The 22,681-nt window shown below is 57.9% G+C and carries 20 protein-coding genes; 12 read left to right on the top strand and 8 right to left on the bottom strand.

The features are described from left to right. Positions 1–68 precede the first annotated feature (68 nt). Positions 69–2,324, top strand: a complete 2,256-nt coding sequence (locus SULPSESMR1_RS15675) for an NADP-dependent malic enzyme (protein WP_089422359.1) — start codon at positions 69–71, stop codon at positions 2,322–2,324. After that, positions 2,324–3,199, top strand: coding sequence for a ribokinase (locus SULPSESMR1_RS15670; RefSeq protein ID WP_089421711.1), 876 nt, complete (start codon positions 2,324–2,326; stop codon positions 3,197–3,199). Before SULPSESMR1_RS15675 ends, SULPSESMR1_RS15670 begins: the two co-directional genes overlap by 1 nt. Here SULPSESMR1_RS15670 and msrA read toward each other — a convergent pair. Further along, entirely contained in the window at positions 3,196–3,840 is a 645-nt protein-coding gene (msrA, locus tag SULPSESMR1_RS15665) for a peptide-methionine (S)-S-oxide reductase MsrA (protein ID WP_089421710.1), read from the bottom strand. The genes SULPSESMR1_RS15670 and msrA overlap by 4 nt on opposite strands. A 101-nt stretch (positions 3,841–3,941) precedes the next feature. Between msrA and SULPSESMR1_RS15660 the strand changes: the two genes are divergently transcribed. Beyond that, entirely contained in the window at positions 3,942–4,652 is a 711-nt protein-coding gene (locus SULPSESMR1_RS15660; protein WP_421086562.1) for an HAD family hydrolase, read from the top strand. Here the strand turns inward: SULPSESMR1_RS15660 and SULPSESMR1_RS15655 are convergent. Next, the gene (locus SULPSESMR1_RS15655; RefSeq protein WP_089421709.1) at positions 4,642–5,862 is read right to left on the bottom strand and encodes an argininosuccinate synthase; all 1,221 of its coding nucleotides are present in this window, start codon (positions 5,860–5,862) and stop codon (positions 4,642–4,644) included. The genes SULPSESMR1_RS15660 and SULPSESMR1_RS15655 overlap by 11 nt on opposite strands. A gap of 114 nt (positions 5,863–5,976) precedes the next feature. On the opposite strand from SULPSESMR1_RS15655, the gene ilvA reads away from it, so the two are divergent. After that, positions 5,977–7,203 (top strand): threonine ammonia-lyase IlvA, encoded by a 1,227-nt coding sequence (gene ilvA, locus SULPSESMR1_RS15650; protein ID WP_089421708.1) that lies wholly within the window; start codon positions 5,977–5,979, stop codon positions 7,201–7,203. A 10-nt stretch (positions 7,204–7,213) separates the two neighbouring features. Continuing rightward, positions 7,214–8,026 carry an SDR family NAD(P)-dependent oxidoreductase gene (locus tag SULPSESMR1_RS15645; protein ID WP_089421707.1) on the top strand — a complete coding sequence of 271 codons (813 nt, stop codon included), beginning with the start codon at positions 7,214–7,216 and terminating at the stop codon, positions 8,024–8,026. Here the strand turns inward: SULPSESMR1_RS15645 and SULPSESMR1_RS15640 are convergent. Beyond that, the gene (locus tag SULPSESMR1_RS15640; protein WP_089421706.1) at positions 8,023–8,355 is read right to left on the bottom strand and encodes an Hpt domain-containing protein; all 333 of its coding nucleotides are present in this window, start codon (positions 8,353–8,355) and stop codon (positions 8,023–8,025) included. The two genes, SULPSESMR1_RS15645 and SULPSESMR1_RS15640, sit on opposite strands and share 4 nt — an antisense overlap. 158 nt (positions 8,356–8,513) lie before the next feature. Here SULPSESMR1_RS15640 and SULPSESMR1_RS15635 point away from each other — a divergent pair, with 158 nt between their 5' ends. Continuing rightward, complete coding sequence (locus SULPSESMR1_RS15635) at positions 8,514–9,794, top strand: PP2C family protein-serine/threonine phosphatase (protein WP_089421705.1); 1,281 nt, start codon at positions 8,514–8,516, stop codon at positions 9,792–9,794. On the opposite strand, the gene SULPSESMR1_RS15630 is transcribed toward SULPSESMR1_RS15635, so the two are convergent. Continuing rightward, positions 9,773–10,219 (bottom strand): NUDIX domain-containing protein, encoded by a 447-nt coding sequence (locus SULPSESMR1_RS15630; RefSeq protein WP_089421704.1) that lies wholly within the window; start codon positions 10,217–10,219, stop codon positions 9,773–9,775. The two genes, SULPSESMR1_RS15635 and SULPSESMR1_RS15630, sit on opposite strands and share 22 nt — an antisense overlap. A gap of 77 nt (positions 10,220–10,296) precedes the next feature. On the opposite strand from SULPSESMR1_RS15630, the gene SULPSESMR1_RS15625 reads away from it, so the two are divergent. The 5 genes from SULPSESMR1_RS15625 to SULPSESMR1_RS15605 all read left to right on the top strand — a co-directional run bounded on the left by SULPSESMR1_RS15625 (position 10,297) and on the right by SULPSESMR1_RS15605 (position 16,836). Beyond that, complete coding sequence (locus SULPSESMR1_RS15625; RefSeq protein ID WP_089421703.1) at positions 10,297–11,286, top strand: Hsp33 family molecular chaperone HslO; 990 nt, start codon at positions 10,297–10,299, stop codon at positions 11,284–11,286. After that, positions 11,258–11,869 carry a CoA pyrophosphatase gene (locus SULPSESMR1_RS15620; protein WP_198362809.1) on the top strand — a complete coding sequence of 204 codons (612 nt, stop codon included), beginning with the start codon at positions 11,258–11,260 and terminating at the stop codon, positions 11,867–11,869. Before SULPSESMR1_RS15625 ends, SULPSESMR1_RS15620 begins: the two co-directional genes overlap by 29 nt. Beyond that, positions 11,848–13,020, top strand: coding sequence for a CCA tRNA nucleotidyltransferase (locus tag SULPSESMR1_RS15615; RefSeq protein ID WP_089421702.1), 1,173 nt, complete (start codon positions 11,848–11,850; stop codon positions 13,018–13,020). The genes SULPSESMR1_RS15620 and SULPSESMR1_RS15615 overlap by 22 nt, the downstream gene beginning before the upstream one ends. Before the next feature lie 148 nt (positions 13,021–13,168). Next, on the top strand, positions 13,169–15,007 hold the full coding sequence (locus SULPSESMR1_RS15610) for an ABC transporter ATP-binding protein (protein ID WP_089421701.1): 1,839 nt from the start codon (positions 13,169–13,171) through the stop codon (positions 15,005–15,007). Further along, a complete protein-coding gene (locus SULPSESMR1_RS15605; RefSeq protein ID WP_089421700.1) occupies positions 15,004–16,836 on the top strand; it encodes an ABC transporter ATP-binding protein in 1,833 nt (610 codons plus the stop codon). The genes SULPSESMR1_RS15610 and SULPSESMR1_RS15605 overlap by 4 nt, the downstream gene beginning before the upstream one ends. Before the next feature lie 61 nt (positions 16,837–16,897). Here SULPSESMR1_RS15605 and SULPSESMR1_RS15600 read toward each other — a convergent pair whose 3' ends face one another. The 4 genes from SULPSESMR1_RS15600 to SULPSESMR1_RS24975 form a co-directional block, all read right to left on the bottom strand. After that, positions 16,898–18,430 carry an alkaline phosphatase D family protein gene (locus SULPSESMR1_RS15600; protein ID WP_162791906.1) on the bottom strand — a complete coding sequence of 511 codons (1,533 nt, stop codon included), beginning with the start codon at positions 18,428–18,430 and terminating at the stop codon, positions 16,898–16,900. Between the two features lie 814 nt (positions 18,431–19,244). Beyond that, positions 19,245–20,954, bottom strand: a complete 1,710-nt coding sequence (locus SULPSESMR1_RS15590; protein ID WP_157729029.1) for a sensor histidine kinase — start codon at positions 20,952–20,954, stop codon at positions 19,245–19,247. Positions 20,955–20,980: 26 nt separating this feature from the next. Further along, on the bottom strand, positions 20,981–21,538 hold the full coding sequence (locus tag SULPSESMR1_RS15585; protein WP_089421697.1) for an RNA polymerase sigma factor: 558 nt from the start codon (positions 21,536–21,538) through the stop codon (positions 20,981–20,983). Beyond that, on the bottom strand, positions 21,535–21,699 hold the full coding sequence (locus tag SULPSESMR1_RS24975; RefSeq protein ID WP_114284807.1) for a NepR family anti-sigma factor: 165 nt from the start codon (positions 21,697–21,699) through the stop codon (positions 21,535–21,537). The genes SULPSESMR1_RS15585 and SULPSESMR1_RS24975 overlap by 4 nt, the downstream gene beginning before the upstream one ends. Positions 21,700–21,807: 108 nt before the next feature. On the opposite strand from SULPSESMR1_RS24975, the gene SULPSESMR1_RS15580 reads away from it, so the two are divergent. Next, positions 21,808–22,623: a response regulator gene (locus SULPSESMR1_RS15580; protein ID WP_089421696.1), complete on the top strand. Its 816-nt coding sequence runs from the start codon at positions 21,808–21,810 to the stop codon at positions 22,621–22,623. Positions 22,624–22,681 lie beyond the last annotated feature (58 nt).

Here is a 22,681-nt window from a genome sequence, read left to right as displayed (position 1 = left end):
GCCAAAGCTGATTGAGCGCGGATCATCGCTCGGTTATGAGAGGTCAATGCATTGGAGGAATGTTGCACATGTCGAAGACCAAAGTCACAGCAGAAGAGGCTCTGGCCTTCCATCTTGAGCCCACGCCGGGAAAATTCGAGATTACTGCAACGGTACCCATGACCACCCAGCGCGACCTAAGCCTGGCCTATTCGCCCGGTGTCGCTGTGCCCTGCGAGGCGATCGCGGAAAACCCCGAGACGGCGTATGACTATACCAACAAGGGCAATCTTGTGGCGGTCATCTCGAACGGTACGGCTGTTTTGGGTCTGGGCAATCTTGGGGCGCTGGCGTCCAAGCCGGTAATGGAAGGCAAGGCGGTTCTGTTCAAACGCTTTGCAGACGTGAACAGTATCGACATTGAACTAGACACCGAAGACCCCGACGAATTCTGCCGCGCCGTGCGACTGATGGGGCCGACATTCGGTGGCATCAATCTTGAGGATATCAAGGCACCCGAATGCTTTATCATCGAACAGCGTCTGAAAGAGGAAATGGACATTCCCGTTTTCCACGACGACCAGCATGGCACAGCCGTGATCTGTGCTGCTGGATTGATCAACGCGCTGCACCTGTCGAACAAAAAGATTGAAGACGTCAAAATCGTGCTGAACGGTGCAGGGGCGGCAGGAATTGCCTGCCTTGAGTTGCTCAAATCGATGGGCGCGCGACATGAAAACTGCATCATGTGCGACACCAAGGGCGTGATTTTTCAGGGCCGCACCGAAGGCATGAACCAGTGGAAGTCGGCCCACGCGGTCAAGACCGAACTGCGCACGCTGGAAGAGGCGATGGTGAACTGTGACGTGTTTCTTGGCGTGTCGGCCAAGGGGGCCGTAACGCCCAAGATGGTCGCCTCAATGGCGGACAATCCGGTGATCTTTGCGATGGCCAATCCCGACCCTGAGATTACGCCCGAAGAGGCGCATGAGGTGCGGGTGGATGCGATCGTGGCCACAGGTCGCAGCGATTATCCAAATCAGGTGAACAACGTGTTGGGCTTTCCCTATCTGTTCCGCGGGGCGCTGGACATCAACGCACGCGCGATCAACGACGAGATGAAGATTGCTTGCGCCCATGCTTTGGCGCAACTCGCCCGTGAAGATGTGCCGGACGAGGTGGCGCTGGCCTATGGCAAGAACCTGACCTTTGGGCGCGATTACATCATTCCGACGCCGTTCGATCCGCGTCTGATCCACCGTATTCCGACAGCCGTGGCCAAGGCGGGCATGGACACGGGTGCGGCGCGCCGTCCGATTATCGATATGGAAGCCTATGAACTGTCGTTAAAGTCGCGGATGGATCCCACCGCAAACATCCTGCGGGGCATCAATGCGCGGGCCCGTGCTGCGCAAGCAAGGATGATTTTTGCTGAGGGTGATGACCCTCGCGTGTTGCGCGCAGCGGTGATGTACCAGCGCTCTGGCTTGGGAAGCGCGCTGGTCGTTGGACGCAACAGTGACGTCAAGGCCAAGCTGGAAGCAGCAGGCTTGGGCGATGCAGTGCGCGAGATTGAAGTGGTCAATGCCGCCAACACCCAGCATCTAGAATCCTATAAAACATTTCTCTACGAACGACTGAAGCGGCGCGGATTTGACCGGTCGGATATTCACCGTCTGGCTGCGCGCGACCGGCATGTGTTCTCGTCTCTGATGCTGGCGCACGGACATGGTGATGGACTGGTGACCGGAGCCACGCGTAAATCGGCGCATGTGCTGGAACGAATCAACAATGTCTTTGACGCTGATGCAGAACATGGCGCTGCGGGCATCACGGCGCTGTTGCACAAGGGGCGCATCGTGTTGATTGCCGACACGCTGGTGCACGAATGGCCGGACGAGGAAGATCTGGCGAACATCGCCGAACGCGGTGCGGTTGTCGCCCGTCATCTGGGGATCGAACCGCGCGTGGCTTTTGTTAGCTTCTCGACTTTTGGCTATCCTGTGTCCGAGCGGGCGGAAAAGATGGCGTTGGCGCCCAAAGTTCTGGACCGGCGCGGCGTTGATTTCGAATATGAGGGCGAAATGACCGTTGATGTGGCAATAAACGCCAAGGCACAGGGGGCTTATCCGTTTTCGCGTTTGACGGGGCCTGCGAATATCCTGGTCGTGCCTGCCCGCCACTCGGCCAGCATTTCGGTCAAGCTGATGCAGGAAATGGGCGGGGCGACTGTGATCGGGCCGATTTTGTCGGGCGTGGACCGGTCGATCCAGATTTGTTCGACGGTTTCAACCGCCAACGACATCCTCAACATGGCCGTGCTGGCCGCCTGCAAGGTTGGCTGATGGCGATCTGGAATCTTGGGTCGATTAACATCGACGTGGTTTACCGGCTGCCGCATCTGCCTGCGCCCGGTGAAACACTTGCTGCGACCAAGGTGACACGCGGATTGGGTGGCAAGGGTGCGAACATGTCTGTTGCCGCCGCCCGTGCTGCGGCGCGTGTTGCGCATATCGGTGCGGTGGGGGCTGACGGTGGTTGGGCCGTGGACCGGTTGATGGAATACGGTGTCGACGTGCGCCACGTTGCGCGTCTGTCTGGCGAAACCGGCCATGCCATCATCGCCGTCGATGATGCGGGCGAGAACAATATCATTCTTTATTCCGGGGCCAACCGCACTCTGGCCGATGACATGATCGCGGGGGCTTTGTCCTCTGCTGATCATGGCGACACGTTGTTGATGCAGAACGAAACCAACGGCCAGACCGAGGCTGCGAAAATTGCCAGCCAACTGGGTCTAAAAGTGGTCTATGCTGCCGCACCCTTTGACGCGGATTCAGTGCGGGTGGTCATGCCCTACCTGGATATGTTGGTACTTAACGCGGTTGAGGCGGCACAGCTGAGCGACAGTCTGGGGGCGGAATTGGGCGATTTGCATATCTCGCAGATTGTGGTGACGCGTGGTGCGGATGGCTGCGACCACTACGACAACATTCGCAAAACCAAGGTGCATTACCCGTCGGTCAAGGTCGATCCGGTTGATACCACCGGTGCGGGTGACACGTTCACCGGCTATCTGGTGGCGGGGTTGGACCGGGATTTACCCACTGCGCAAGCGATCAAACTGGCCATGACCGCTGCGGCGATCATGGTGACACGCCACGGCACGGCCGATGTGATCCCAGACCTAAAAGACATCGAAGATTTTAAACTGGGTTAACTGCCGGGCAAAAAGGGCGCGTCACTGCCCCAAAGTTGCTTTACCCGTTCGTCACGTCCGCACGCCTCGCGATATGCGGTGTAGGCGTTGGCTTTGGTCTTTGGGCCGAAACGGGTCAGGATCAAGCTGGATTGTTTATAATAATCTTGATGATAGGCATCTGCCGGATAAAATGGTTGCGCTGAAAAGATGGGCGTAACGACAGTCTTTCCCAGGGCTTCTTGGGCGTTGGCTTTGGCCTGTTCTGCTGCCTGCTTTTGTGCGGTGTCAGCGGCAAAGATCGCGGTGCGGTAGCTGTCGCCGCGATCACAAAATTGGCCGCCTGCATCCAGTGGATCAACCGACCGGAAGAACAGGTTCAGCAATGTGTCGGCTTGTACCACCGCAGGGTCATAGGTGATCTGTACCACCTCGTAGTGGCCGGTGCCGCCCGCGACGACCTCTTTATAGGTCGGATCGGACACCGTACCACCGGCAAAGCCGGACACCGCGCTGGTCACGCCATCGACCTTTTCAAAATCGGCCTCTACGCACCAGAAACAACCGCCCGCGACGGTCAGTGTTTTAAGGTCTGCGGCCTGCGCCGCGGTGGAAATGCCGATGCAAGCAGCAGTGATCAAAAACAGTCGTTGAATATTCATGACAAACTCCCTTTGTTCAGAAATAGGGGAAAGGCTGCCCCACTCAAGAAATCGGGGTGGAAAGTCACGCCAAGGTGAAGTCGCGTCAGAAGGATCAGCGCATGAAAACCAAACGGATCGCAATGTGGTCGGGGCCACGCAACCTGTCCACTGCCATGATGTACAGCTTTGGTGCACGGGTGGATTGTAAGGTTGTGGACGAACCGTTTTACGCGGCATACCTGCATGCGTCCGGTATCGAACATCCCATGCAAGCCGAGATTCTGGCAGCTCAGCCGATTGACGGTTACAAGGTCGCTGAAACGCTGGTTTCCCCCGTGTCAGAGCCTGTATTTTACCAAAAGCACATGGCCCATCATATGGTCACCGGTGTCCCGCGCGACTGGATGAAGCAGGTCACCAACGTGTTTCTAATCCGTCATCCTGCCCGCGTTCTGGCCAGCTATGCGCAAAAACGCGAGGGGCCAAGTCTGAACGATATCGGCTTTGTCCAGCAGGCCACGCTGTTTGATGCAGCGCAGTCGCCAGTGGTGATCGACTCCGCCGACATTCGCGACAACCCCGAGGGGATGCTGCGCGCGCTGTGCGACGCCATCGGGATAGAGTGGGATGCGGGAATGTTGAATTGGTCTGCCGGGGGTCATGCCGACGACGGTGTTTGGGCATCGCACTGGTATGGCGCAGTGCATCAGTCAACAGGGTTTGCAGGGTCCGAGGGCCCGCTGCCGGATTTGCCGCCCGAATATCAGGACATCGCCAATGCAGCGATGCCCCATTATATTCGGATGGCAGAGAAAAAGCTTAGGATTTAAGGCGACGATCCCGTGCCGCCAGCAGCTTCAGTCGCAGGGCGTTCAACTGAATGAACCCTGCGGCGTCTTTCTGGTCATAGGCGCCTGCGTCATCTTCAAAGGTTACGTGCGCTTCTGAATAGAGGCTGTGTTCAGACCAGCGGCCCACCGTGCGCGCCAAACCTTTGTACAGCTTCAAGCGGACAGTGCCTGTCACATGCTCTTGGCTGCGGTCGATCAACGCTTGCAGCATCTCGCGCTCGGGTGAGAACCAGAATCCGTTATAGATCAGTTCCGCATAGCGCGGCATCAATTCGTCTTTCAGGTGGGCAGCGCCGCGGTCCAGCGTGATCTGTTCAATCCCGCGGTGCGCTTCCAGCAGGATGGTGCCGCCTGGCGTTTCGTAGATGCCGCGCGATTTCATGCCGACAAAACGACCCTCAACCAGATCAAGACGGCCAATGCCGTGCTTGCCGCCCAGTTCGTTCAGCTTGGTCAGAACCGTCGCAGGCGACATCGCTTCGCCGTTAATAGAGACTGCATCGCCCTTCTCAAAACCGACTTCGATGTATTCGGGCGTATTTGGCGCATCCTCTGGGGCGACGGTACGCTGATAGACGTAATCGGGCGCGTCCTGCGCGGGGTCTTCCAGCACTTTGCCCTCGGACGAGGTGTGCAACAGGTTCGCATCAACCGAAAACGGCGCTTCGCCGCGTTTGTCCTTGGCGATCGGAATCTGGTTTTTCTCGGCAAAGTCGATCAGCTTGGTGCGGCTGGTTAAATCCCATTCACGCCATGGCGCGATCACTTTGATGTCGGGGTTCAGCGCATAAGCTGCCAGTTCGAACCGCACCTGATCGTTGCCCTTGCCCGTGGCACCATGGGCCACCGCATCGGCACCTTCTTTTTCAGCAATCTCGACCAGACGCTTTGAAATCAGCGGCCGTGCGATGGATGTGCCCAGCAGGTACAGCCCTTCGTACAGCGCATTGGCGCGGAACATCGGGAAAACGAAATCTCGCACGAATTCTTCGCGCAGGTCTTCGATATAAATCGACGACGCACCCATCAGCTCGGCCTTGGCCCGTGCGGGCTCCAGCTCTTCGCCCTGACCCAGATCAGCGGTAAAGGTGACGACTTCGCAACCGTATTCGGTTTGCAGCCATTTCAGGATAATCGAGGTGTCGAGGCCGCCGGAATAGGCCAGCACTACTTTCTTTGGCGCGCTCATTGGTTCTTTCCACATTATGGTTTTGCTGGCCGCGATATAAGGTTTCGGCCCTAGGGGCAAGATTGACCCTTGCAGGCGGGGCGCTTAGGGCTGGAATGACCTGAAAGGACTGCCATGACGTTCAAAGATGATGCACGGGCTGCCACCGCCGCGATGCGCAGCGTATTTCCCGCGACCCCGCTGTTGCGCAACGATCTGCTGTCGGCCCGTTATGACGCTGATATCTGGTTGAAACGTGAAGACCTTAGCCCTGTGCGGTCCTACAAGCTGCGCGGTGCGTTCAATGCGATGCGCAAGGTCATTCCGGGCCAAACAGTTTTTGTCTGTGCCTCTGCGGGCAACCACGCGCAGGGCGTGGCGTTCATGTGCCGCCATTTTGGCGTGCGCGGTGTGATCTTTATGCCAGTGACGACACCTCAGCAAAAGGTGCAAAAGACACGCATGTTTGGCGGTGACGCAGTCGAGGTGAAGCTGATTGGTGACTATTTCGACAATACGCTGGCCTCGGCGCAGGCGTTTTGCGCGCAAGAGGGGGCGCATTTCCTGTCGCCCTTCGACGACGAGGATGTGATCGAAGGCCAAGCCTCGGTTGCAGTCGAGATCGAGGAACAGTTGGGCCGTGTGCCGGATCGTATCGTGCTGCCCGTGGGCGGTGGCGGATTGTCGTCGGGCGTTTACAGTTATTTCGGGGGCGACACGCGCTATACCTTTGTCGAACCTTCCGGTGCTAAAAGTCTGGCAGCGGCGGTCGAGGTTGGTCAACCGACCGAGGTGAAGCCGGTCAATACATTCGTTGACGGGGCAGCCGTTGCTACCATCGGTGTGCGGACGTTCGCGCGGCTGCGCGGTATCGACCGCAGTGATGTGATCGACCTGTCTGAAGATCGCATCTGCACCACGATTCTGGAAATGCTGAACGTCGAAGGTATCGTTCTGGAACCCGCAGGTGCGCTGTCCATCGAGGCGCTGGGCGATCTGCGGGACGAGATTCGGGGCAAAACTGTGGTCTGTGTCGCTTCTGGTGGGAATTTCGATTTCGAGCGTCTGCCCGAGGTCAAGGAACGGGCGCAGCGGTACTCTGGCGTCAAAAAATACTTTATCCTGCGGCTGCCGCAGCGTCCCGGTGCGCTAAAGGATTTCCTGTCGCTTTTGGGGCCGAACGACGACATTGCGCGGTTTGAATATCTGAAGAAATCGGCGCGCAACTTCGGTTCGGTCCTGATCGGGATCGAAACCAGCGCGCCCGAGAATTTCACCGATTTCTTTGCACGGCTGGATGCGGGCGGGTTTGCCTATACGGACATCACCAACAACGAAACTGTAGCACAATTTGTCATCTAGGGAGAGAGACATGGATTTTCAGGGCAAAGTTGTCGTCGTCACCGGCGGGGCCAGCGGCATTGGCGCGGCGATGGTACGGAAGTTCGCGGCGCTGGGTGCGCAGACCTGCGTGGCTGATCTGGATATGGATGCAGCCCAGGCGCTGGCCGATCATGTGGGCGGTATGGCAATGCGCTGCGATGTGACGTCCGAGGGTGACATTATAGCAATGTGCAATGGTGTTACTGCGACTTTGGGCCCGATTGATGTGTTTGTGTCAAACGCGGGTCTTGGCCGTGGTCAGCCCAGCCACGCAGCGTCAGCGACTAATGAGACATGGATGCTGAACTGGAATGTACATGTGATGGCGCATGTTTATGCGGCACGCGCATTGCTGCCGCAGATGATCGAACGCGGCTCGGGATATTTCGTTAATGTCGCTTCGGCGGCGGGGTTGCTGAACCAGATTGGCGATGCGGCCTATTCGGCAACGAAACACGCCGCCGTCAGTTTTGCCGAATCGCTGGCGATCAGCCACGGTAATGACGGGATTGGCGTGTCGGTGCTGTGCCCACAGTATGTGGCGACGCCGCTGATTGATCTGTCGGATGCGGATGCTGCACATCATGTGTCATTGATGACGGCAGATGACGTGGCGCAATCCACCATTGACGGGATCACCGGCAAACAGTTCCGAATTCTGTCGCACCCCGTGGTCAGCGAATACGTCAAGGCGCGCGCGCTGGACCCCGATGGCTGGCTGGAAGGTATGCGCAGGCTAAAGGCCAAGGCCGAACGTGAGTTGGGACAGGCGGGCATCAAGGATTTCTACAAGCTGGTCTAAGCGGCCAGCACGCTGTCTTTCTGGGCCAGAAAACACGCCTTGGACTTGCTATAGCTGTGCAGCATCTGCGGGATGTCCACTTGATCGGCTTGCCCCTGTCGGGCCATCCGTTCGCCAGTCTGGCACAGGGCCGAGAAATCGGAAAACCCTAAGTTCAGCGCGCAACTTTTCAAAAAATGTAGGTCATGTTCAAGATTGGACGTGGCCCGTGACCGACGCAGTCGCTCAGTCACCTCTTCCACCTCTTCGATAAACAGGGCGATTACCTCGTCCATTTCGTTGGCGCCGATTTGGTCGCGCAGCGCGGTTACCTGAGTCCAGTCAATCATCGCAGCCCCCTTTTGGATTGTTCGGGGCAGGATGGATGACAGGGGTAAACATCAGGTGAGTCATTTCAATTTTAGGAAGGTTTCGGGAAATGATGACCAATCGTTAACGGTGCAGGGGCCACAAACGGTCAGATATAAAATTGATTGGATACCTATAGATGCAGTCCCCCGCCCCGTCATCTTCGCCGGAGCACCACAGCGACGCACCCCGGCGGCGGCGATTGGCGTTGATCGTAGACGACAGCCGCCTGCAACGTCGCATCCTCAGCACATCCGTGCGCGCGTGGGGCTTCAACGTGATTGAAGCTGCGTCGGGTGATGCTGCGCTGGAAATGTGCCGCGAGGTGACCCCCGATCTGGTCCTCAGTGACTGGATGATGCCGGGGATGAACGGGCTGGAATTTTGCGATGCCTTTCGCAAGCTTGGGGGGGACGATTACGGCTATTTTATCCTTCTGACCTCGAAGTCGGAAAAAGAGGAAGTGGCCTGCGGGCTTGAAGCGGGTGCCGACGATTTTGTCAGCAAGCCGGTAGATTTGAACGAGTTGCGCGCCCGGATCACGGCAGGCGACCGTATTTTGCAGATGCAACGCGAACTGACAGGCAAGAACCACCTGATTTCGCAAACCCTGCTTGAGCTTCAGCGCCTCTATGACAGCATCGACAAGGATCTGCTCGAGGCGAAAAAGCTTCAGCAATCTTTGGTGCGCGAACGCTCGGTCGCCTTTGATCAGGGGCATGTGTCGCTGCTTTTGCGGCCCAGCGGCCATGTGGGCGGCGATCTGGTGGGGTTCTTCCGGTCGGGCGACGGGCACCTTGGGCTTTATGCCATTGATGTATCGGGCCACGGGATCAGTTCGGCGCTGATGACGGCGCGACTGGCGGGTTATCTTTCGTCTACGGCGCCTGATCAAAACGTGGCGCTGATGCCCAACGGCGACGGCACCTATCGCATCCGCCCGCCGCTGGCGGTCATGCGGGCGATTAACAACCTTGTACTTAATGAAATGGACACCGAGCATTATTTTACGATGATCCTTGCCGATGTCGATCTGGCCACCGGCAAGGTTGCGTTGGCGCAGGCGGGGCATCCGCATCCTGTGGTGCAGCGCAGCGATGGCCGCATCGAACAGATTAGCCCTGGCGGCTTTCCCGTGGGGCTGATCCACGACGCCGAATTTTCGCAGTTTGACCTGCATCTTGGGGCAGGGGACAGGCTGTTGTTGTGTTCGGACGGCGTTACAGAATGTCCAAACGATGCTGGCGATCTGCTGGACGAGGGCGGGCTAGAGGCGATCATGCGCGATCTTCAGGGGGTCAATGGCCCTTCATTCTTCGAGGCGCTGATCTGGAAGCTGAGCGAATTTGCTGGCAATCAGGATTTTCCGGATGACGTGTCGGGTGTGCTTTTTGAATATCAGACCGAACTTGAGGCATAGCGCTGAAGGAACAACCGGTCGCCATCGTTGCCGATGCTTGCAATCGCCTCGGCCCATGGTAGCACCAACGACACGTGGTCGGGTTCAATCGGATCGGAAATGCGCCGGGTCGGGCGGGCGACAAAAACCGTACACAGTTTTTCGGCCCACATATCGTACTCGGGCATATAAACAAACCGCCGGAAAGCACCCAGTCGCAGGGGCTGTGCAATCGCCCAACCGGTTTCCTCGCGCACTTCGCGGTGCAGGGTCTGTTGCGGGGATTCGCCGGGATCAATGCCGCCACCCGGCAATTGAATGTCCAGCCAGTCGCCCTGCTGTCCGGTCAGCAAGACGCCACCTCGTACCGGTAAAATCGCATAGGCGCCGGAACGCTGTGTGTATTTCCGATCCTTGATCGGGGGTGGTCCGACACGACGGATCATGGGCTACCTCTTTTACTGCGGATTGCGTCACCTATATTGACGCGATATGCCAACGACCGGCGCATAAGGAAACCCCAATGACTCTCGGAAACCAACTCGTGTGGGACGACACGGTCCTGCCTTTTCAGCTTGATGCCTCGGACATTCGTGGCCGCGTGGCGCGGCTGGACGGTGTATTGGGCGGAATTCTCAAACAACATGACTACCCCGCTCAGGTTGAAGCGTTGGTCGCCGAGATGGCGCTACTGACCGCGTTGATCGGCCAAACCATCAAACTGCGTTGGAAGCTGTCGCTGCAAGTGCAGTCCAAAGGCGCTGTGCGGATGATCGCAACAGACTACTACGGCCCGACCGAAGAGGGAGAGCCCGCACGCATCCGCGCCTATGCCAGCTACGATGCCGACCGGCTGACCGACGGCGCACCGTTTGAAAATGTGGGCGAAGGTTACTTTGCCGTCATCATCGACCAAGGTCAGGACATGGCCCCCTATCAGGGTATCTCGCCATTGGTGGGGCCGACGTTGTCCTCCTGTGCCGAGGTGTATTTTGCACAGTCCGAACAGTTGCCGACCCGGTTCCAACTGAGCTTTGGCAAAAGCACCGAAGGCAACGGTGAAGAGCATTGGCGCGCAGGGGGTGTGATGTTGCAGCACATGCCCGAGGCTTCGCCGCTGATGGCCAAGGTCAAAGGCGAGGGGGACATCCTCAAGCCGTCCGATTTGCTATCGGATGACAAACACGAAAACTGGCGTCGCGTGAACATCTTGCTGGACACGGTGGAAGATCTGGAACTGATCGGCCCGCAAGTGCCGCCAAACGATCTGTTGCTGCGCCTGTTCCATGAAGAACTGCCGCGCGTGTTCGATCCGCAGGCCGTCCGCTTTGGTTGCACCTGTTCCGAAGCGCGTGTGCGTCAAAGCCTGTCAATCTATTCGGCACGCGACATCGAGACGATGACGACCGACGATGGCCGCGTGACCGCCGACTGCCAGTTCTGCGGGGCGCATTACGATCTGGACCCGAAGACAGTCGGCTTTGATGCAGAAGCGGGCCCAAGTGACGTTTGACCTGAATGATATCAAGGCCGCGCTGGACCGTCCGGGGCGGCCTTCGTCCGACTTTGATATGAACCCCGATGTGATCTTGCCAGCGGGGCGCAAGCTGCGTCCCGCCGGTGTGCTTGCAGCGGTGGTCGACGGGGTTGACGGGCTCGATTTGATCCTGACCACGCGATCTTCTGCGCTGAAACACCACCCGGGGCAGATCGCCTTTCCGGGGGGCAAGCAGGACGACACCGATTCAGACGTGACTGCCGCCGCCCTGCGCGAGGCGCACGAGGAAATCGGCCTGCCACCGGAGCTGGTGCAAGTGCTGGGCACCTTGCCCCCGCACGAGACAAGCACAGGGTTTCTGGTCACGCCGGTGCTGGCCTATGTCGGAAACCCGTTCGAGATTTTGCCCGAAACGGGCGAGGTGGCCGAGGTGTTTCGGGTGCCGCTGGCGCATGTTCTGAATCCCGAAAATTACATTACTCAATCGCGCCGTTGGCGTGGGGCGATGCGCACCTATTATACTGTTCCTTACGGACCCTATTACATCTGGGGTGCAACCGCGCGTATGTTGCGGGTATGGACCGACCGGATGATATGAAATTGCCCGCTGATGTGCCTTGGCTGAACGATGCCGGGGCGCTGGCGTTGTGTTCAACGTTAGAATCTGCGGGATTTCAGGCGTTGTTTGTGGGTGGCTGTGTGCGCAATGCCGTTATGGGCATTGCAGCCAGCGATATTGATATTGCCACAGACGCAACGCCTGACGAGGTTCAAAAGGTCTGCAAAGCGGCGGGGTTCAAGACAATCCCGACAGGCATTGATCATGGCACCCTGACCGTTGTGATCGGCAGTGAACCCTATGAGGTCACTACTTTTCGCAACGATGTCACGACCAATGGCCGTCACGCCGTTGTCGCGTTTTCGACTCACGTGGTCGAGGACGCCCGACGGCGCGATTTCACGATGAATGCGCTTTATGCGCGGTCTGATGGAACGCTGGTTGATCCGCTGGGTGGTTTGCCCGATGCGTTGGCGCGTCGGGTGATCTTTATCAACGATGCTGCGGCCCGCATCCGCGAGGATTATCTGCGCATTCTGCGGTTTTTCCGGTTTTCGGCTTGGTACGCCGACCCGGTGCATGGCTTTGATGCGGATGCACTGGCGGCAATTGCCGAACATCTGGACGGATTGGCGCAACTCTCTGCCGAGCGCGTCGGGTCCGAGATGACAAAGCTGTTGGGTGCACCCGATCCCGCGCCCGCCGTTGCGGTGATGGAGCGTGTCGGGGTGCTGCCGCGATTGTTGTGTGGCGCACAGGCGCGGTGGCTGGCGCCGTTGATCCACGCCGAATCCATGCTTGACCTGTCACCTGATCCGATGCGCCGTCTGGTAGTTCTGGGGGGCGAGGATGTGGCCGAGCGTCTGCGTTTGTCCAAGGCGGATGCGCGTAAAACCCAGTTGCTGGGTGAACTGGTTGGCACAGCCGTAGGCGCGGCAGAACTGGGTTACCGGTACGGTCTGGCCACAGCACTGGACGTGATCGCTTTGCGGGCTGCGTTGTTCGAAACCCCTTTAAACAAGGGCGATGCGGCGGCAGCGACACGTGGCAGCGCGGCAAAGTTTCCGGTCGCTGCGCATGACCTGATGCCCGCCCTGCACGGCCCTGCACTGGGTGCGAAATTGAAAGAACTGGAAACGCGCTGGATCGCTTCCGGTTTTATCCTGACCCGCGCGCAGCTTTTGGGCTGACATTTGCGGGTTTTGCCGCTATCTGGAATACAGACATGAGGAGAGTGCGAGATGTACCGCGGGATTTGGTTCACTTAACCACAGCTGTTTGATCGGGCTGCAAGCTTGGGCAGTCCGCAGTTGAATTCCGTCTTTCTACAGGTCTCCCATGTTCAAATACTTCGAAAACCTCGTCGACCCCTATGCACCTTTTGCTGAAACTAACACACCGCCCACGCGGTTGTGGCCGTTCATGCGCGCCTATGCCAAACCGTTCAAAACGGTTTTCATTCTTGCGGGCATTCTGTCCATCGTCATTGCCGCGATCGAGATTGGATTGATCTACTATATGGGGCGGGTCGTTGATCTGCTTCAGGGTGCGCCAGCCGAAGTATGGGCCGCCAACAAGGTTGAACTGATCGCGGTTGCGATCTTTATCCTGACGCTGCGCCCACTGATCCAGTTGCTGGACGTGATGCTGTTGAACAATACAATAATCGTCAATTTTGGCACGCTGATCCGCTGGCGGGCACACAAACACGTTTTGCGTCAGTCTGTTGGCTGGTTCGAGAACGACTTTGCCGGACGGATCGCCAACCGTATTATGCAAACGCCCCCCGCCGCGGGTGAGGTGGTGTTTCAGGTGTTTGACGCGATTTCCTATTCGCTGGCGTATATGATCGGCGCTGCGATCTTGCTGTCTTCCTCTGATGCGCGGCTGTTGCTGCCGCTGGTGATCTGGATGGTGCTTTATGGCATGTTGATCGTCTGGACGACCAAACGGGTCGGCCCCGCGTCCAAGGCGGCGTCGGATGCGCGCAGTACGGTCACGGGGCGTGTGGTTGATGCCTATACCAACATCCATTCAGTCAAGATGTTTGCCCATCATGACAGCGAGCTGGACTATGCCAAGGACGCGATCGAGAAGACGCGCAAGACCTTCCAGACCGAGATGCGGATTTACACCACGATGGATTTCTCGCTGGTGCTGCTGAATGGTCTGCTGATTGTCGGCGTTGTTGGCTGGGCGATTGCGTTGTGGGTGCAGGGGCAGGCGTCGGTTGGTACTGTTGCTGCGGCGACGGCGCTGGCGCTGCGGCTGAATGCGATGACGGGCTGGATCATGTGGGCGCTGACCACCTTCTTTCGCGAGCTGGGTGTCGTGGCCGAAGGGATGGAAACGATTGCACAGCCTGTAACGCTGGTAGATGCGCCAGACGCCAAACCGTTGGTTCTGACCGATGGCCGGATCGAACTGAAGGCGCTGACACACCATTACGGGCGGGACTATGGCGGGCTAGAAGCGCTTGATCTAACAATCCAGCCCGGTGAAAAAGTTGGCCTTGTCGGGCGGTCGGGTGCGGGGAAATCGACATTGGTAAAATTGCTGCTGCGGTTTTATGATCCCGAAAGCGGACGGATCGAGATTGACGGTCAGGACGTCACGCAGGTCACGCAGGATAGTCTGCGGTTGAACGTCGGCATGGTGCAGCAGGAAAGCAGCCTGTTGCACCGGTCAGTCCGCGAAAACATACTCTATGGCAGACCCGACGCAAGCGAGGCCGAAATGATCGCAGCAGCCAAACAAGCCGAGGCGCACGAGTTCATCACCACGCTGACCGACCCCAGTGGCAACATCGGCTATGATGCACAGGTGGGCGAGCGCGGCGTAAAGCTGTCGGGCGGTCAACGTCAGCGGGTGACACTGGCGCGGGTGATCCTGAAGAACGCGCCGATCCTGCTGCTGGACGAGGCCACCAGCGCGCTGGACAGTGAAGTCGAGGAAGCGATTCAGAGAACGCTTTACAAGATGATGGAGGGCAAAACGGTGATCGCCATTGCCCACCGCCTGTCCACCATTGCCGAAATGGACCGTATTCTGGTTCTGGATGGCGGCAAGATCATCGAAGATGGAAGCCATGACGCGCTTTTGGCCAAGGGCGGTCTATATAGCGAATTCTGGGCGCGCCAATCGGGCGGGTTCCTGAACCCCGAGGCTGTGACATGAACATTGCAAACTGGATCCACGCTTTTCGCCCCGCTGACGGGCCACCGCCGCGCACGCTGGGTGCGTTCATGCGTTGGGCGTTGTCGGGGGCGTGGCCTGCACTGTGGCTGGCCGCATTCTTCTCCGCAGCAGCAGGCACGATTGAGGCGGGAACGGCGTGGCTGTTGGGCAAGGTGATCGACGCCAGCACAGTCTTGGGACCGGACGGGTTCTTTTCGGCTGCCAACCTTGCGCTGATCCTTGGCGCGATTGCGTTTTTCCTGATCGCGCGGCCTTTGTTGTTTGGCCTGTCCTCGTCGGCCAACGCGATCATCGTTCAGCCGAACCTGAACCCGCTGGTGTTGTCGCGTCTGCACCGCTGGACGTTGGGTCAGTCGGTCCGGTTCTTTGACAATGATTTCGCAGGCCGGATCGCCCAAAAGCAGATGCAGACGGCGCGTGCCGTGACCGATGTGGTTGTGGAAATGATCAACGTCGTCGCCTTTGCGCTGGCGTCGCTGGCGGGGTCGGTTCTGTTGCTGGTGGCGATTGATTGGAAGATCGGTCTTGGCTTCATGGTGTGGCTGGCGGGGTATTTCCTGATGATCCGCTGGTTTTTGCCTCGCATTCGCAAACGGTCTGCGGCGCGTGCCGGTGCGCGGGCGATGGTGTCGGGGCAGATCGTGGATACGATCACTAACATCAAGACGGTCAAGCTGTTCGCCCATGATGAACACGAAGATCGCGCGGCGCTGGGCGCTATGGGCAACTTTCGTCGCACGGCACTGGATTTCGGCTATCTCGCGGCGGGGTTCCGGTTTTGCCTGATGACACTTGCGGGGCTGTTGCCGGTGATCTTGTTGGGCTGGACGTTGATCCTGTGGAATCAGGGTGTTGCCACACAGGGTGACATCGTGGCAGCGGGCGCCGTTGCCATTCGTATCGCGCAAATGACCGGCTGGGTCAGTTTTACGTTGATGGCGATTTATTCCAGTGTGGGCGAGATTGAGGACGGCATTCACACGCTGACCCCGCGCAATCGGACCGAAAACAACCCCGACGCCACTGATCTGGATGTGGTGAAGGGTGGTATCGTTCTGAAAAACCTGAACTTTGCCTACGGGCGTGAAGTGGGTGGAATATCAGGTGTGAACCTGCACATTGAACCGGGGCAAAAGATCGGTATCGTGGGCGCGTCCGGCGCGGGGAAATCGACCCTCGTCGCGCTGCTGTTGCGGCTGTACGAGACCGAAGGCGGCACCATCAGCATCGACGGGACCGACACCAGCACCGTCACGCAGGAAAGCCTGCGGCGCAGCATCAGTATGGTCACGCAGGAAACTGCGATGTTCAACCGCTCGGCGATGGACAACATCCGCTATGGCCGCCCCGAGGCGACGGATGAAGAAGTGTTTCAAGCTGCCCGCGAGGCCGAGGCGCATACGTTTATTCTGGATCTGGAAGATCACAAAGGGCGCACCGGATATCACGCCCATCTGGGCGAGCGTGGCGTAAAGCTGTCGGGTGGTCAGCGGCAACGGATTGCGCTGGCCCGCGCCATTTTGAAGAATGCGCCGATCCTGATACTGGACGAAGCGACCAGTGCGCTCGACAGCGAGGTCGAGGCCGCGATTCAATCCGCGTTGGACCGTGTGATGCAAGGCAAGACCGTGTTGGCCATTGCCCACCGTTTGTCGACGCTGACCGAGATGGACAGGATCATCGTGATGAATCAGGGCCGGATCGTTGAAGATGGCAGCCACGAGGCTTTGTTGAAGCAGGGCGGGCTTTATGCGCAGTACTGGCATCTTCAATCGGGGGGGTTCCTGCGGACTGAAGCAGCGGAATAACCTTGATGATGTAAAAACCGCCCGTTTGACTGGGCGGCTTTTCTATTTGTCGCCCACTGGATCAGGCCAGTTTCGGGTCCAGTTCCACCGACCACAATTCGACATCCGCGCTGTCCATCAGACGTACGGTCATCACACCTGTGTCGGCGGCGATGTCCACCTTGCCAAAGAACTGCATGCCGTCACTGGGCGGCAGGTTAGCCTGACCCGGCTCGGGGTGCTTGGCATAGCGCACTTCGGGACCGAAGGTGTTGTCGTAATCCGACGGGCCAAAGGTGCCCGCGTGCAGCGGACCCGAGACGAATTCCCAGAAGGGTTCGAATTCCTGAAATACGGCGCGATCAGGTGAATAGTGGTGGGCGGCAGTGTAGTGCACGTCGGCGGTCAGCCAAACCGTGTTGGTGATCTCGGCTGCCTTGATAAACGACAGAACTGCTGCAATGTCTTTTTCGCGACCCAGCACAGGGCCGTCGCCGTTCGACGAGTTTTCCATGTTGTCGCCATCGCGCACCATCATGCCGATGGGCATGTCCGACGCGATAACTTTCCATGTGGCAGTCGAATTGACCATTTCGCGCTTTAGCCATGCCAGCTGATCGGCACCCAGAAACGGTGTGCCTTCGGCTTCGGTGTTGGCTGTGTTGTCGCCGCGATATGTGCGCATGTCGATCACGAAGATGTCCAGCAACGGGCCGTAAGACACCTTGCGATAGACGCGCATCGGCTCGGACAGGCTTTGCCGCGTGGGCATCATTTCGTGGAACGCGCGGTGGGCGCGCGTTGACAACAACTGCATCGACTTGACGGTATAGCGGTCGTCTTCGGCTAGTACTTCGTTAGGATACCAGTTGTTGGTAACCTCGTGATCGTCCCACTGAGCGATGATCGGAACGGCGGCGTTCAGCGCCTTCACGTTCTTGTCCATATAGTTATAGAGGTGCTGGCCACGGAATTCGTCCAGCGTTTCAGCCACTTTGGATTTGGCGGGGGTGACCACGTTTTTCCAGACGGTGCCGTCTTCCAGTTCGACCTCTTCTTTCAGTGGGCCGTCGGCATAGACAGTATCGCCCGAGTGCAGGAAAAAATCGGGGTTGTGGCCCAGCATGGTGGCATAAGTGGTCATGCCGCCGCGGTCTTCGTCGATGCCCCAGCCTTGGCCGGCGGTGTCGCCGGACCAGACAAAGCTGATATCGCGGCTGCCCATCGGGGCCGTGCGGAATGTGCCGGTGGTTGGTTCGGACAGAGTGCCGTCGGGCAGATCGGACATGGTCACGCGGTAAAATATGTCCTGATCGCTGGGCAATCCGGTCAGGGCCATTTTGCCGGTGTAGTCGGTGGGCGATCCTACAGCCAAGGCAGGGACAGCGCGCGCGTCGGACATGTTTTCGGTGGTGGCCCATTCGACCAGCATCTTTGCCTCGCGGTCGGCGCGGCTCCAGATCACTGCGCCGTCGTGGGCAACGTCGCCGGACATTACGCCGTGGGTGATCAACGGACGCGATTGGGCGCGCGACAGCGAAGGCATGGACATCGAAACGCCAAGTGCGGCGGTGCCTAGCAGGGTCTGGCGACGGGTGAATGAAATACGTGGCATCGGGGAAGCTCCGTGGATGAATGTGATGTCCCGGATCGATGCGGTCTTTTGGTAACATTGGGGTGATGGTCAGGCGACAGAATTGCGAAATCTGCGCGTCTTGAACGGCGACTGTGACGGCGCGGTGCCTGAACGACAAACGCGTACCGATTTATTGGCCGCACCAGACGCCCACTCTATGCGAATGTGCCGGTATCACCAAGAAAACAGTACGCGTTTATCAGATGTAACAGTCTGCAAACGGGTGTCAGCCGAAATTGTTCCGCCCGTCGTCGCGTATTTGTCCATATTTTTCCGAAGGATCGAAATTCGAAGATTGCCGTTGTCCGTTGCGTTTGTTGGACGTGGCAAAGATGATCACAACCACCGAGATAAGTGCAAGTAACCCAAATATAAACACGTCGAAACTCATGTTATGTTCCTTTTTATGGCGCTTCGTTAAGTGGCATTGTTGATCCAACACCGAAATCCGGTCTGGGTTCCGTAGCTGGCACGTTGAATCCAATACAAATTGTCACAGTTGCGCTAACGCATCATTGAAGACGGATCTTCGGGCCGGATCGCCGGATCAAAGTCTGTCAGCAGCATCCGAAACCGCACACCACGCCGCAGAGTATGTTCGATCAGGTCAAACCATGACTTGCTAATGTTACGTGCACGTTCACCGTACAACGGCGTTGCGGGTGGAACGCGCGAAAGCCAGCCAGAATTCATCCGTCGGATCAAGAAACACGTTCTCAGGAGCGGGGTACGTTTCGGAAGCAGCCAGGAAAATCCTGGCATTGGTCAGATTGTGCGGCGCCTTCATGCGATATTAGTGATCGGCGGGTTCGTGAAAAACATCTTCGACATCAAAGGTTACCTCGGTGCGGTACACACGGTCCGTCGAGGTGGTTTCGATCCTGCCGTGCAATTGCGTCGCGAACGCACGGATCAATTGTGCGCCCAACCCTGCTTCGTTGGCTTCAACGTCGTTGATATCTGCGCCGACCGAGTTTTCGCAGATCAAACGCGCAGTCCCCGCATCAAGTTGCTTTAGCGAGACAAAAAGATGGGGCGTTTCACCCTCGGGGGCGCCCATGAACTTCAGCGCGTTGGTGCCCAGTTCGGATGCCAGCAACGTCAGCGGCACCGCTTGGTCAGGAAACAGCACAATCTCGTCAAAGTCGTGGCGATACTCCATTCCCTGCGGGTCATTCGCGGCCACCAGACGTTCGAACAGGTCGGGAATCAGAGTGCCGGCGTTGGTCTGGCTGAGATTTTCAGTTTGGTACAGGCTCTTGTGGACCGAAGACAGGCTCATCACCCGTTCTTGCAGGCTACGCAGGATATCGCGGGTTTCAGGTTCGGCTGCCCTGCGAATCTGCATGTTCATGATCGACGAGATCAACTGAAGGTTGTTGCGGACCCTGTGGTGGATTTCCTTGAGCAGGACGTTCTTTTCGCGCAGGGCATCTTCCATCTGTGCCTCGTCATCAAGCAAGTGAAAGGCCATTTCGGCCAGCGCGTCTTCAAGATCCTGCAATTCGGCGGATAAAGAAAGCTGGTCCGATGTGCTGGGCAGGCGGCGGGTACGCGAAAATGCCTGTACCTTGTTGCGCAATTGCTTGACGTGGCGCACCACCAGACGGTCGACCGCGAAATAAGCCACTCCAAGGCTGGCAACAAACATCAGCAACGGAAACAGCAGCGGCGTGCCCGACAGGCGACCAAATGCGGGCTTGCGATACTCAACCGGCCAGGCGGCCAGCGCATAGACCAACCCCGGCACGACGGGCACGACGGCAAAGGCCTGTTCCTGATCGAACTGGTTCTTGGCAATGAAAGTCTGCGTCCAGTTGCCCTTAAGCCGATCGAACTTGAAATCCTGTGGTACATAGATGGTCTGGTCTGTTGTCGACGAAACCGTGGTCAGAACATCGCCATTGTCGTTAAAGGTGGTCAGACTAAGCGGGTGGCGGGTGTTGGTCGGCAACCAAGGCGCGCCCAGCTTGGTGCGGGGCAGGGACATGGCGATATAGCCGCGAAAGGTGTCGTCCTGATACGAAGGGAACAGCACGTTGATAACGGCACCACTGTCCGGATTGGTGTTGCGCGTGGGGTCAATCCACATGCGCGGTGTGTCGAACTGCTGGGTCAGGTTCGACCAGTTGCTCAGGTCAGCGTCGGGTTCGCCAGAGGAACAGACCATCGTACCGCCGGGATTCAGGAACCCGACAAAGGAATAGCTTCCGGTTTCTTTGACATACTGGCTAAGATAGCTCCCGCAGCGTTCCGGTTCGACCAGCATCAGTTGCAGCACTGAGGTAAGCGCCTGCGCAGCCCCAAAAGCGCGCTCGAACATTTGCCGTTCGGAAACCGCCGCTGTGTTGGTCAGCGCCAGCAGCGCCAATTCCGAGCTGTTGTCGACTTCGCGCGACAGGTCGCTGGTTTGCAGAACGCTCATCACGCCGATGGGCAGCAGTGCCAAAGCAAGAAAAGCCGCGACCCGAACTCTCAGGCCGCGGGTCAGTTGTCTGGACAACGTTGTGACGCGTCCCCGATCAGGCATTAGAAGGATGAGGAGCCGTTGGCCGCCACCACAGCGACTGTTGCGCTATCGGTCATGATCATGGAATCCTTGTCATCTAGGTGCATCAATTCCGCCAGACGTTTGCGCCCGCGATTGGCACGGCTTTTGATTGTGCCTACGGCGACTCCACACATCTCGGCGGCCTCTTCGTAGGAAAAACCGGACGCGCCCACAAGGACAAGAGTTTCACGTTGCTCGTCTGGAAGCTGGGCAAAGGCCTTGCGAAAGTCGTTCATTTGCAAGCGGCCATCGTGGGCCGGCTTTTCAGCCATATTGCCGGTGTGCATGCCGTCCACGTCTGCCACTTCGCGTTTCACTTTGCGGCGGCTGGAATAGTAGGTGTTGCGCAGAATGGTGAACAACCAAGCGCGCATGTTGGTACCTTCTTGGAACTTCTCGATATTTGTCCAGGCTTTGACCACGGTATCCTGCACCATGTCATCGGCGACAGCGCCGTTACGCGTCAAACTCAGGGCGAACGCCCGCAGCGCTGGCAGATGATCTACCAGCTCGTCTCTCGGATTTGAATCGCTCATTTTTGTTCACCTGACCCCTTTTTGGTGTCTTGCTCCTGTAGCTGCGCAAGCAACTGCTTGAAGCGTTCGGGAACCTCTTCCTCGACCTTTTCCTGAAACACACGACGCAGATTGTCGTCGATCTGTTTGCGTGTTCCGGAATTCGGTTCGTTGTATGCCATTGTGATATTCGCCTAATAACAGAATTGTACTTTTGCGCACTTAGTTGGGAACTAAACACTGGATGCTGCGTTTGGTTCCCAAGAAATATGAAATTCGGGGAAATTAATATGACTTCTGAAAGCACTGTCCAGGATCGCACAGCCGAGATCGGCTCGGCGCTGCCGTATCTGCGCCGCTATGCGCGTGCGCTGACCGGTTCGCAAACCGGAGGCGACCGTTACGCTGCCGCGACGCTTGAAGCGATACTTGCGGACAGCGGTGCAATGGATTCCAACCTTGGCACCAAGACTGCCTTGTTCAAGGTGCTGCATGTCATCTGGCAGGCCAGCAAGGTTGATTCAATGGATTCATCCGACGACCTGATGGAAGGTGCCGCGCAAAAGCATTTGTCCAAACTTACAGACAACACCCGCGAGGCGTTGTTGCTGCACACCATCGAAGAATTTGGTTTTGGCGCTGTTGCCGACATCATGGGCGTTGACCGTGACGAGGCCGAGCATCTGGTCAACATCGCACACCGCGAGATGGCCGACAGCATTGCAGGCAGCGTTCTGATCATCGAAGACGAGCCGATCATCGCGATGGACCTGGAAAACCTTGTTGGAGAACTTGGCCACCGCATCACCGGCATCGCGCGCACCCGCGCCGAGGCCGTGAAGCTGGGCACGTCGGATAAACCCGATCTGATCCTTGCCGACATCCGTCTGGCCGATAACTCGTCCGGTATCGACGCGGTGAACGATCTGTTGAATCAGTTCGGCAATCTGCCGGTGATCTTTATCACGGCCTATCCAGAACGCCTGTTGACCGGCGAACGGCCAGAACCTGCGTTCCTGATCTCGAAGCCGTATAAGGATGATCAGGTGAAATCAGCCGTCAGCCAAGCCATGTTCTTTTCGACAACTGCTACGCTGAAAGTCTGAGGCTTCAGGCCGAAGCGAACGCACGGGCCCGTTGCAGTGATGCGGCGGGCTTTTGCGT

The organism is Pseudosulfitobacter pseudonitzschiae (assembly GCF_002222635.1).
GTDB classification, from domain to species: Bacteria; Pseudomonadota; Alphaproteobacteria; order Rhodobacterales; family Rhodobacteraceae; genus Pseudosulfitobacter; species Pseudosulfitobacter pseudonitzschiae_A.
This window is presented reverse-complemented; position numbering and strand designations above follow the sequence as displayed.